The sequence below is a fragment of the Arthrobacter sp. BC5 genome, assembly GCF_056680255.1.
This window is the reverse complement of sequence record NZ_CM155273.1, coordinates 3,240,782-3,252,128: the sequence shown is the minus strand read 5'-3', so window position 1 is coordinate 3,252,128 and position 11,347 is coordinate 3,240,782. Positions and strand designations below refer to the sequence as shown.

Annotated in this window: 13 protein-coding genes; 12 read left to right on the top strand and 1 reads right to left on the bottom strand. The window is 70.8% G+C overall.

Going from position 1 to position 11,347, the window contains the following annotated elements:
* Window positions 1-2 precede the first annotated feature (2 nt).
* The 4 genes from ribH to hisF all read left to right on the top strand — a co-directional run bounded on the left by ribH (window position 3) and on the right by hisF (window position 2,516).
* Window positions 3-485: a 6,7-dimethyl-8-ribityllumazine synthase gene (ribH, locus tag AC1MFI_RS15310; protein WP_400484165.1), complete on the top strand. Its 483-nt coding sequence runs from the start codon at window positions 3-5 to the stop codon at window positions 483-485.
* 74 nt (window positions 486-559) lie between these two features.
* On the top strand, window positions 560-823 hold the full coding sequence (locus AC1MFI_RS15305) for a phosphoribosyl-ATP diphosphatase (RefSeq protein ID WP_479817924.1): 264 nt from the start codon (window positions 560-562) through the stop codon (window positions 821-823).
* 63 nt (window positions 824-886) lie between these two features.
* Entirely contained in the window at window positions 887-1,732 is an 846-nt protein-coding gene (hisG, locus tag AC1MFI_RS15300; protein WP_479817923.1) for an ATP phosphoribosyltransferase, read from the top strand.
* Between the two features lie 13 nt (window positions 1,733-1,745).
* A complete protein-coding gene (gene hisF, locus AC1MFI_RS15295; protein WP_479817922.1) occupies window positions 1,746-2,516 on the top strand; it encodes an imidazole glycerol phosphate synthase subunit HisF in 771 nt (256 codons plus the stop codon).
* 53 nt (window positions 2,517-2,569) lie between these two features.
* Here the strand turns inward: hisF and AC1MFI_RS15290 are convergent, their stop codons facing one another.
* Complete coding sequence (locus AC1MFI_RS15290) at window positions 2,570-3,214, bottom strand: TIGR03085 family metal-binding protein (RefSeq protein WP_479817920.1); 645 nt, start codon at window positions 3,212-3,214, stop codon at window positions 2,570-2,572.
* An 80-nt stretch (window positions 3,215-3,294) separates the two neighbouring features.
* Between AC1MFI_RS15290 and hisI the strand changes: the two genes are divergently transcribed.
* The 8 genes from hisI to lgt all read left to right on the top strand — a co-directional run bounded on the left by hisI (window position 3,295) and on the right by lgt (window position 10,961).
* Window positions 3,295-3,735: a phosphoribosyl-AMP cyclohydrolase gene (gene hisI / locus AC1MFI_RS15285; RefSeq protein WP_479817919.1), complete on the top strand. Its 441-nt coding sequence runs from the start codon at window positions 3,295-3,297 to the stop codon at window positions 3,733-3,735.
* Window positions 3,736-3,739: 4 nt separating this feature from the next.
* Complete coding sequence (locus AC1MFI_RS15280; RefSeq protein WP_479817918.1) at window positions 3,740-5,293, top strand: anthranilate synthase component I; 1,554 nt, start codon at window positions 3,740-3,742, stop codon at window positions 5,291-5,293.
* On the top strand, window positions 5,290-6,144 hold the full coding sequence (locus AC1MFI_RS15275) for a Trp biosynthesis-associated membrane protein (protein ID WP_479817917.1): 855 nt from the start codon (window positions 5,290-5,292) through the stop codon (window positions 6,142-6,144). The genes AC1MFI_RS15280 and AC1MFI_RS15275 overlap by 4 nt, the downstream gene beginning before the upstream one ends.
* A 220-nt stretch (window positions 6,145-6,364) precedes the next feature.
* Window positions 6,365-6,670: an HGxxPAAW family protein gene (locus AC1MFI_RS15270; RefSeq protein WP_479817916.1), complete on the top strand. Its 306-nt coding sequence runs from the start codon at window positions 6,365-6,367 to the stop codon at window positions 6,668-6,670.
* Window positions 6,671-7,495, top strand: a complete 825-nt coding sequence (gene trpC / locus AC1MFI_RS15265) for an indole-3-glycerol phosphate synthase TrpC (RefSeq protein ID WP_479817914.1) — start codon at window positions 6,671-6,673, stop codon at window positions 7,493-7,495.
* 153 nt (window positions 7,496-7,648) lie between these two features.
* A complete protein-coding gene (gene trpB / locus AC1MFI_RS15260) occupies window positions 7,649-9,004 on the top strand; it encodes a tryptophan synthase subunit beta (RefSeq protein ID WP_479820908.1) in 1,356 nt (451 codons plus the stop codon).
* On the top strand, window positions 9,001-9,834 hold the full coding sequence (trpA, locus tag AC1MFI_RS15255) for a tryptophan synthase subunit alpha (protein WP_479817913.1): 834 nt from the start codon (window positions 9,001-9,003) through the stop codon (window positions 9,832-9,834). Before trpB ends, trpA begins: the two co-directional genes overlap by 4 nt.
* Window positions 9,831-10,961, top strand: coding sequence for a prolipoprotein diacylglyceryl transferase (gene lgt / locus AC1MFI_RS15250; protein WP_479817912.1), 1,131 nt, complete (start codon window positions 9,831-9,833; stop codon window positions 10,959-10,961). Before trpA ends, lgt begins: the two co-directional genes overlap by 4 nt.
* The last annotated feature ends 386 nt before the right edge of the window (window positions 10,962-11,347 follow it).

Here is an 11,347-nt window from a genome sequence, read left to right as displayed (position 1 = left end):
CCATGAGCGGTCACGGAGCACCCAGCATCGACATCAGCGGACTGACAGGCCAGGAGGGCGCGCCCCTGCGCCTCGCGATCATCGCGGCCAGCTGGCACACGGAGATCATGGACGGGCTGCTCGACGGCGCACGCCGCGCCGCGGCCGAGGCCGGAGCGGACGTGACGGAGATCCGCGTGCCGGGAAGCTTCGAACTGCCCGTCGCGGCCGCACGCATCGCGCCGCACGTCGACGCCGTCGCAGCCCTCGGCGTCGTCATCCGGGGAGGCACGCCGCACTTCGAGTACGTCTGCCAGGCGGCGACGTCGGGCCTCACCGACGTCAGCGTGCGCACGGGCGTGCCGGTCGGCTTCGGCGTGCTGACCTGCGACACCGAGCAGCAGGGGCTCGACCGCGCCGGACTGCCCGGCTCCTCGGAGGACAAGGGGCACGAGGCCGTCTCCGCGGCCCTGGCGACCGCGGCCGTCCTGCGGTCCTGGGCCTGATGGCCGCGGAGGCGTCCGTCACAGGACGGGGGCCCGGTGCCGGGACAGGCCCGCGAGCCGATAACCTAGGGGGTGTGAAAACCTTTGATTCCCTGTTCGAGGAACTCAGCGCGAAGGCCGCCGAACGGCCGGCCGGTTCGCGGACGGTAGCGGAGCTCGATTCCGGCGTCCACGGCATCGGCAAGAAGGTCGTCGAGGAGGCCGCCGAGGTCTGGATGGCTGCCGAGTACGAGTCGACCGAGGATGCGGCCGAGGAGATCTCGCAGCTGCTCTACCACCTGCAGGTGCTCATGCTGGCCAAGGGACTCAGCCTGGCGGACGTCTACAAGCATCTGTAGCCGCGCCGGCGTCTCCGCCCGCGGCTCCTGCTTGCCCGTCCCTCCTCCAGCGAAAGACATCCCATGCTCCGTGTAGCAGTCCCCAACAAGGGCGCCCTCTCCGAGGCCGCCTCGTCCATGCTCGCCGAGGCCGGCTACCGCCAGCGCCGCGATTCCCGCGAGCTCGTCCTGGTCGATCCCGAGAACGAGATCGAGTTCTTCTTCCTCCGACCCCGTGACATCGCGGTGTACGTCGGGTCGGGAACCCTCGACGTCGGCCTCACCGGACGCGACCTCTTCCTCGACGCGCAGGTCGAGGCCGTGGAGCTCATGCAGCTCGGCTTCGGTGCGTCCACCTTCCGGTTCGCCGGACCCGTGGGCGATTTCGCCTCGCCGGAGGAGCTCGAGGGCAAGCGCCTGGCCACCAGCTACGAGGGACTCCTCAAGGACTACCTCGCCGAGCGGGGCATCACGGCCGCCGTGGTCCGGCTCGACGGCGCGGTCGAATCCTCGGTCCGCCTCGGTGTCGCCGACGCGATCGCCGACGTCGTCGAGACCGGCAGTACGCTGCGCGCCGCGGGCATGGAGATCTTCGGCGAGCCCATCCTCCGGAGCGAGGCCGTGCTGATCGGCCGGGCCGGCGTCGAGGCCCCGGCCGGGCTCGACGTCCTGCTGCGGCGCCTCCAGGGTGTCCTCGTGGCACGCCAGTACGTGATGATGGACTACGACATCCGGAAGGACCTCGTCGACGAGGCCGCGGCCCTGACGCCGGGTCTGGAGTCCCCGACCGTCTCGCCGCTGCGCGACTCCGACTGGGTGGCCGTGCGCTCCATGGTCAAGCGCAACCAGACCAACCGTGTCATGGACGAACTGTACGAACTCGGTGCGCGCGCCATCCTCGTCAGCACCATCCACGCCTGCCGGATCTAGGGGAGGGGCAGCCATGACCGTCGCCATCCGCGTGATCCCCTGCCTGGACGTCGACGCCGGGCGCGTCGTGAAGGGCGTCAACTTCGAGGACCTGCGCGACGCCGGGGATCCGGTGGAACTCGCGCACCGCTACGACCGCGCGGGAGCGGACGAACTGACCTTCCTCGACGTCACCGCGTCCTCCGGGAACCGGGAGACGACCTTCGACGTCGTCGCCCGGACCGCGGAGGAGGTGTTCATCCCGCTGACCGTGGGCGGGGGCGTGCGCGAGATCTCCGACGTCGACCGCCTCCTCCGCTACGGCGCGGACAAGGCATCCATCAACACGGCCGCCGTCGCGCGCCCGTCCGTGATCGACGAGATCACGCGGCACTTCGGGGCCCAGGTCCTCGTCCTCTCCCTCGATGCACGCCGGACGCGCGATGCCGACACGCCGTCGGGGTTCGAGGTGACCACCTACGGTGGCCGCAAGGGCACCGGGATCGACGCCGTCGCCTGGGCCAGGGAGGCCGCGGACCGGGGCGTGGGCGAGATCCTGCTCAACTCGATCGATGCGGACGGGACCAAGGAGGGCTTCGACCTCGAACTCATCCGCGCCGTGCGTGCCGCCGTGGGCGTGCCGCTCATCGCCTCGGGCGGGGCGGGCAGGCCGGAGCACTTCCCGCCGGCCGTGCAGGCCGGTGCCGATGCGGTACTCGCGGCGTCGGTCTTCCACTTCGGACCGGTGGACGCGATCGCACAGGTGAAGACCGCCATCCGGAACGCGGGCTTCCCCGTCCGCTGAGGGTTCTGCCGCAGGAGGCCGTCCCCGAGGACAGAGTACGTCCGGAGGGCCGCTCAGATGCCGACGTCGGCGCTCTCGAGCAGGGCGACGGCGTCGGGCTGGCCCTCGAAGGTGACCAGGGCCTGCCGGCGGCGCCCGTGGGCGTGCATCAGCAGTTCGCCCGGATCGCCCACGATCGCCACCGAGACCGGTGCACGCTTGGCCACGTGCCGCGGGCCGTCGGGCCGCACCAGCACGATACCGAGGTCCACGCCGCGGTAGAGGATCGCCGCACGCTTGACGAGTTCTTCCCAGAGCGCTCCGGCGTAGTCCTCGTCGAGGGACCTGGGCGCCCAGCGCGTGGTGGCGCGTCGGACGTCCTCGGTATGGACGAAGTACTCGATGAGGTTGGCGCTCCTGTCGATCGACCTGATGCGCATCGGCGAGAACGACGGCGGTCCGGCCAGGAAGCGGTTCACCAAGGCCTCGTAACCGGCCGGGGACGCAGCGCGCTCCGCCGTCTCCCGCGTGGCACGCTCGGTGACCCCCGCGAGCTTTTTCACGACCATCCCGAGCCCGAGCGCGGGCCTGTGCTCGCGCAGGTAGAGATGCGCGGCCAGGTCGCGCGTCCGCCACCCCTCACACAGAGTGGGGGCGTCGGGACCGGCTGCCAAGAGCGTCTCGGCCAGGACCTCACGGGACGGGGCTACGTAGTGCATCACAGCTGAAAGTAGCATGTCCCGCGCGGGCGGGGCAGGCGCGCCGCGCCCCGCCGTGGACGGCACTAGAATCACAGGTGATGCCTTCCACCACGTCCCCCCAGAAGAACCCCGAGACCTCCGCCGACGCCGCCACCGGGGAAGCCGGCCGGCTCCTCGATCCCGCCATCGCCTCGGCCCTCAAGAAGGACGACGCCGGCCTGGTCGCCGCCGTCGTGCAGCAGTACGACACGCGCGAGGTCCTGATGCTCGGCTGGATGGACGAGGAGGCCCTCCGGCGCACACTGACCAGCGGGCGCGTGACCTTCTACTCGCGGTCGCGTGCCGAGTACTGGCGCAAGGGGGACACTTCCGGCCACCGCCAGTGGGTCAAGGGCGTGGCCCTCGACTGCGACGGCGACGCGCTGCTCGTCACCGTGGACCAGGAGGGCGCCGCATGCCACACCGGCACGCGTACATGCTTCGACGGACGGACGCTGCCCGCCGCGACCGCCGGCCGCCCCGAGACCGAAGGATCCTGACCCGATGCAGCAGCTGGGCACCATCAGCCCCACCCTGAAGGAATTCCGCGACCTGGCCAAGGCCCGCCGCGTGGTTCCCGTGCACCTGAAAGTCCTCGCGGACGCGCACACGCCGATCGGCATCTACCGCAAGCTCGCAGCGGGCCAGCCCGGGACCTTCCTCATGGAGTCCGCTGCCGTCGGCGGCGTCTGGTCGCGCTATTCCTTCATCGGCTCGTCCTCGCGCGCCACGCTCACCACCCGGGACGGCGAGGCCTTCTGGCTGGGGGAACCGCCCGCCGGCGTACCCTCGGGCGGAGACCCGGTCGAGGCCCTGCGCCTCACGGTCGAGGCGCTGCGGACCGAACGGTTCGAGGAGCTCCCGCCGTTCACATCCGGGATGGTCGGGTTCGTCGGCTGGGAAGCGGTACGCCACTGGGAGCGGCTCACGAGCCCGCCCGAGGACGACCTGCTCCTGCCCGAACTCGCGATGTGCCTCGTCTCGGACCTCGCCATCCACGACAACTCCGAGGGCTCGCTCACGCTGGTCGCCAACGCCATTAACTTCGACGGCACCGACGAGCGCGTGGACGAGGCCTGGCACGACGCCGTCGCGCGCATCCGGCAGATGCTCGCGAAGCTCGTCGCTCCGACGGAACTCGCCGTCTCGGTGATGGCCGAGGACGCGCCGACCGCCGAGGAGTTGATGGACCGGGTCCGGGATTCCTGGTTCGAGCCCGACTACCTGCGGGCCATCGAGCGCGGCAAACGGGCCATCGTCGACGGCGACGTCTTCCAGGTGGTCATCAGCCGGCGCTTCGAGATCGAGTGCGACGCCTCCGCGCTCGATGTCTACCGCATCCTGCGCACCACCAACCCGAGCCCCTACATGTACCTGTTCAGCCTCGAGGACGCCGAAGGCCGGGCCTACTCGATCGTGGGCAGCTCCCCTGAAGCGCTCGTCACCGTCACGGGGGACGAGGTGATCACGCATCCGATCGCGGGTTCGCGTCCTCGCGGCAGGACCACGGAGGAGGACCGCGACCTCGCCGTCGAGCTCCGCGCGGACACGAAGGAGAAGGCCGAGCACCTCATGCTCGTCGACCTCGCGCGGAACGACCTCTCGAAGGTCTGCACCCCCGGCAGCGTCGACGTCACGCAGTTCATGGAAGTGGAGAAGTTCAGCCACATCATGCACCTCGTGTCCACCGTGGTCGGCCGGCTCTCGCCCTCGAAGAGCGCCTACGACGTCCTTGCGGCGACCTTTCCCGCCGGAACGCTCTCGGGCGCGCCGAAGCCCCGCGCGCTGCGCCTCATCGACGAGGTGGAGCCGCACCGGCGCGGCATCTACGGCGGTGTGGTCGGCTACCTGGACTTCGCCGGGGACATGGACATGGCCATCGCCATCCGGTCGGCGCTGCTGCGCGGAGGCAGGGCCTACGTGCAGTCCGGCGGGGGGATCGTCGCCGACTCGGTCCTCGAGGCGGAAGCCCTCGAGACGGTCAACAAGGCGGCCGCTCCCCTCCGGGCAGCCCTGACGGCGGCTGGTCTGCGGCCCGCGACGACGGACTCCCAGTGAGCACCACCGGGCGTCCCGCTCCCGGCCGGTTCACCCGGCGCGGCATCGTGGTGATGGGCATCGTGGTCCTGGCACTGCTCGCCTTCGGGTCCACGACGCAGACGTGGCTCACCGTGCGCCTGCCCCAGGAAGCCGTCCAGACACCGGATCTCCGGGTTCCCGGCAGTGACGCGGCGACACCCGTGACGGCGTTCGCGCTCGTCGCGTTGGCCGCCGCCCTCGCCGTCTCGATCGCGGGCCGCGTGGCCCGCTGGGTCATCGCCGGGATCCTGGTGCTCTCCGGCATCGGGATCGCGCTGTCCAGCGCCTCGGTGGCACTGGATCCCGCGACCGCCGCCGAGCCCGCCATCGGCGCGGCCATCGGCGTCAGCGGCCTGGCCGGAGCCGATGCGACGGCGAGTGCCATGCCCTGGCTCGCGGTCACGGCAGGGGTCCTGCTGGTCCTCTCGGCCGTCTGGGTGGTCCTCGCCGGCAGGACCTGGGGAGTGAACAGGCGCTACGACGCCGGGGCGTCCCGCACGGCCCGGTCGGCGCCCGGGATCCTCCAGCCCGGAGCGCCCGCTCCGTCGACCGGTGATGTGGCTCCCGGCGCCGGCCCGGAAGGGAACGGGGATCCGGTCCTGCCGGATGCGACGGGCAGGGTGCCCGATGACGCGACAGCGGCCGGCACGACCGCTGCACGTGACACGGGGTCCGGCGACGCGTCGACCGATGATGCGCCGGCGGCCGTCGCGCCCTCCGGCGAGCCCGGCACCCGGGGGCCGGCACGGGGCCGCAGCCGGGCCAGCGCCCACGCCGACGAGATCGACAGCTGGGATCAGCTCTCACGCGGCAACGACCCGACGCGCTGACGCGGGTGGCCGCCCCCTGACGCAGGTCTCCAGCCGTCGACGCAGGTCTCCACCCGCCGACGCAGGTCTCCACCCGCCGTCGTCCGTCTCCACCCGCCGTCGCCCGCCCCGGCGCACCCCGGGGCGGCGGTTCCGCCAGCCCTGCCGCGCCCGCAGGTGTTCGGCCGGGCCGCTCCATCAATGGCAGAATGGAACCAGACCCGTTCGAAGGAGATTTCCCATGGCATCCGAGACCCGTAGCGCCGCTACCCGCAACACCCCGGCGAACCACGCCCAGATGGGCGACGAGACGATCGGTCACGGCAACAGCCCCGCTGCCTGGACCTGCGTGCTGATCATGCTTGCCGGTGCGGCCCTGGCCTCCTTCGCCTACATCCTTGCGAGCACCGAGGGCAACCACGACTTCGGGACGCTGCTGTTCTGGGTGGGTATCGGGATCATGTTCGTCGGCCTCCTCGTCGGCTTCATCCTGCGCAGGATCGGCTACGGCGTGGGTGGATCGAAGCTCAAGAACAACGGCCACTAGATGACGGTCCTCGACGACATCATCGAGGGCGTCCGCGAGGATCTCGCGGAGCGTCGGCGCGCGCTGCCCCTCGAGGACGTGCAGGCGGCAGCCCTTGCGGTACCCGCTCCCGTCGATGCCTTCGAGGCGCTCGGCGCGGGACGCGGCGGCGCGCTGGCGGTCATCGCGGAGGTCAAGCGGAGCAGCCCGTCCAAGGGTGCGCTGGCGGCCATCGCCGACCCCGCGGCCCTCGCAGCGTCCTACGAGGAGGGCGGCGCGGCCGTCATCTCCGTCCTGACGGAGGAACGGCGCTTCGGCGGGTCGCTCGCGGACCTCGACGCCGTGCGTGCCGCCGTGGCCCTCCCGGTGCTCCGCAAGGACTTCACGGTGGACGAGTACCAGATCTGGGAGGCCCGGGCCCACGGTGCCGACGTCGTGCTGCTGATCGTCGCGGCGCTCACCGACGAGGAGTTGCGCTCGTTCCTCGCCCTCACGCAGCGGCTCGGGATGAGCGCGATCGTGGAGACGCACACCGCCGAGGAGGTGCGGCGCGCCGTGGCCGCCGAGGCGACGATCATCGGCGTGAACGTCCGCAACCTGAAGACCCTCGATATCGACAGGAGCGTCTTCAGCGGGCTGGCGCACCTCATCCCGTCCGGCACGGTCGTCATCGCCGAATCGGGAGTGCGCGATGTCACGGACGTCGCCGACTACGCAGGCAGTGGCGCCCACGCCGTCCTGGTGGGGGAGGCACTCGTGCGGCACACCGACCCCGCAGCGACGATCGGTGAGTTCCGGCGGGCCGGCAGCGAGGCCTGGCGGGCCATGGACGCAGCCGACGCCTGACAGCGGGCGGCAGCCGGAGCGGACGCCCGCCGGAATGGACGGGGAGCACAGCGAGCAGGAAACGGACCGGCCATCGCCGATCCGCCAGGGACCCGGGCGGCACCGCCGCCGGGTCAGGACCAACAGGACAGGAATGCTGAAGTCATGACTGATATGCACCAGGACACGGGCCTCCCCGGCACGGATGCCGGAGCAGCGGATGCCATCGACGCCGGGACGGCGGAGGCCTTCCTCAGCCACGACCAGAGCCTCCGCCACGCCCCCGGTCCCTACTTCGGCTCGTACGGCGGCCGGTGGATGCCGGAATCGCTGATCGCGGCCCTCGACGAACTGCAGGACACGTTCGACAAGGCCAAGGCCGACCCCGAGTTCACGGCGCAGGTCGCCGAGCTGAACAGGAACTACGCCGGGCGGCCGTCCCTCCTCACCGAGGCACAGCGTTTCGCCGAGCACTGCGGCGGCGTGCGGGTCTTCCTGAAGCGCGAGGACCTGAACCACACCGGATCCCACAAGATCAACAACGTGCTCGGACAGGCCCTGATCGCCAAGCGCATGGGCAAGACCCGCGTCATCGCCGAGACCGGCGCGGGCCAGCACGGCGTCGCGAGCGCGACGGCTGCGGCGCTTCTCGGCCTCGAGTGCGTGGTCTACATGGGCGCGGAGGACACGCGCCGCCAGGCCCTCAACGTCGCGCGCATGCAACTGCTCGGGGCGACCGTCATCCCCGTCACGAACGGTTCGCAGACGCTCAAGGACGCCATCAACGACGCCCTCCGCGACTGGGTCGCGAACGTCGAGACGACGCACTACCTCCTCGGAACCGCTGCGGGAGCCCACCCGTTCCCGGCGATGGTGCGGTACTTCCACGAGGTCATCGGTGACGAGGCGCGCGAGCAGATCCTCGAGCAGGCCGGCCGGCTGCCCGACGCCGTCTGCGCCTGCGTGGGCGGAGGCTCCAACGCGATCGGCATGTTCCACGGGTTCCTCGACGATCGCGACGTGGCGCTCCACGGCTTCGAAGCGGGCGGCGACGGCGTCGAGACCGGCCGCCACGCGGCCACGATCACCCTGGGTCGGCCGGGCGTGCTCCACGGCGCCCGTTCCTACCTGATGCAGGACGAGGACGGGCAGACGATGGAGTCGCACTCGATCTCGGCGGGCCTCGACTACCCCGGCGTCGGACCCGAACACGCCTACCTGGCCGACATCGGACGGGCGAACTACGAGCCCATCACCGATGCGGAGGCCATGGAGGCGTTCAAGCTCCTGAGCCGCACCGAGGGGATCATCCCGGCCATCGAGACCGCCCACGCCCTCGCGGGCGCCATGAAGGTGGGCCGGCGGCTCGCCGCGGACCTCGGACCCGGGGAGCAGGCGTCGGACAAGATCGTCGTCGTCAACCTCTCGGGCCGCGGCGACAAGGACGTGGCGACCGCCGCGGGCTACTTCGACCTGCTTCCGGACGACAGCGCCGAGCAGGAGATCGCCCAGGAGGGTGAACAGCTGTGACCACGCATCCCACCGACCGTCCCGCACACATCGCTGCCGGCTCGAAGGCGGCAGCTGCCATCGAGAAGGCACGCAGCGAAGGCCGCACAGCCCTCATCGGCTACCTGCCCGCGGGCTTCCCCGACGTCCGGACCACCATCGACGCCGGGATCGCCATGGCCGAGAACGGCGTGGACCTCATCGAGATCGGCATCCCCTATTCGGATCCCGTCATGGACGGCCACGTCATCCAGGAAGCGACCGTCGAGGCACTGGCCAAGGGTTTCACCGTGCCGCAGATCTTCGACGTCGTCGAAGGAATCACCAGCAGGACCGATGCCGCCGTCCTCGTCATGACCTACTGGAACCCCGTCATGCGGATGGGCGTCCGGGAGTTCGCCGAGCGCCTCGCCGCAGCGGGCGGCGCCGGGCTCATCACGCCGGACCTCATCCCCGACGAGGCGTCCGAGTGGCTCGAGGCCTCCGAGGAACTCGGCCTCGACCGCGTCTTCCTCGTGGCTCCGTCCACGTCGCCGCAGCGCATGCAGAACACCGTCGACGCGAGCAGGGGCTTCGTCTACGCGGTGTCCGTCATGGGTGTGACCGGTGCGCGGACCTCCGTCGGTGCGGCAGCACGCGCCGTGGTCGACGCCGCGCACCACGCGGGTGCCGACCGGGTCTGCGTGGGCCTCGGCGTCTCCTCGTCCGCCCAGGTGCGCGAGATCGGCGCCTACGCCGACGGCGTGATCGTGGGGACGGCGCTGGTCGCCGCACTGCGCGACGGCGGAGTGGAAGCCGTCGCGGAGCTGACGCGCGAGCTGAGTACGGGTACCCCGAAGGCATCGGCGTGATCGGCGGGAGCCTCGCGGCATCGATTCCCAGCCCGCCCGCTGAATGGGCGAGCTTCGGCCTCGGCCCGGTGACCGTCCACGCCTATGCGCTGTGCATCCTGGCGGGCATCATCCTCGCGCTGATCCTCACGCAGAAGCGGTTCGTCTCCTTCGGGGGGCACGCCGACGCAGTCTGGGACATCGCCATCTGGGCCATCCCCTTCGGCATCATCGGCGGGCGGCTGTACCACGTGGTCTCCTCCCCGGACGCCTACTTCGGCCCCGAGGGTGACCTGGCCCGGATCCCGCAGATCTGGCAGGGCGGCCTCGGTATCTGGGGTGCCATCGCGCTCGGCGCCGTCGGAGCGTGGATCGGTGCGCGCCGGGCCGGCGTCAAGCTCTCGGCGTTCGCCGATGCCGCTGCCCCCGGCGTCCTCCTCGCACAGGCCGTGGGTCGGTTGGGCAACTGGTTCAACCAGGAGCTCTTCGGTGCCCCCACCACACTGCCGTGGGGCCTCGAGATCGACGCGGACAACGCGAACTTCCCGCTCGACCAGGAGCCGGGCACCCTCTTCCACCCCACGTTCCTCTACGAGCTCCTCTGGAACCTCGCGGGAGTCGCACTGCTGCTCCTGCTCGCCAGGAGGTTCCGTCTTCGCGGCGGCCGCATGTTCTGGCTCTACGCCGCCTACTACACGCTCGGACGCGTCTGGATCGAGATGCTGCGCATCGACGACGCCGAGATGGTCACGCTCTTCGGGGCGACCCAGCGCCTGAACGTGTGGACGAGCATCGCCGTCTTCCTCGTGTCCCTCGCCATCCTCGTGTTCCTCACGGTCAGGCGCCGTCCTGTCGACGCGCCGTCCGTCTACCTGCCCGGGCGGGAACCGGAGGGCGGCGCCCCTCGCGATGCCGATACGGCGGACGCCGACGCCGACGCCGACGCCGGGACGACAGGGGAGGGGGAGGACACCTCTTCCGCCCCGACGGCCTCTCCGGCGAGTGCGGAACCGTCGTCGGACGGACACGGTGACGACCCGGAAGGGAGCCTGTCCGGTAACGCTTCAGCCACAGGTAGCCACAGCGTGGACAAGGGTCGGGGAGCGCGGAATGATCGTGGTAATCTTTCCGAAACAAACGGCTCCTGAGTAACGATTCGCGTTCCTGGGACCCCGCGAGAGCGGAGCCGCGGGATTCGGATCCCCGACAGCAGTCCCCGGGCCACCGCCCCTAAAGGACGCAACACCACACAGTTGTGGACCCCTGGTGCGATGGCCGGATCACCGTCCGAGCCTGCACCGACACCGCCTCCGACCGGCGCAGGAGAACTGCAGCGATCGCCCGCCAACAGCGCCGGGCAGCGCCGGCACAGGTGGTGTGCACGGAATACACAGACGGTGCCCGCTTCCAGACAGCGGTGCCCGCGGGGCCAAGGCTGTCCCCTCCCGACGCTCCATCATGGGGGAAGGATCCTTTCTATGACTGCTTTGACGCCAGGAAAGTCGACCGGGACACACCCGGGAACGACGTCGAC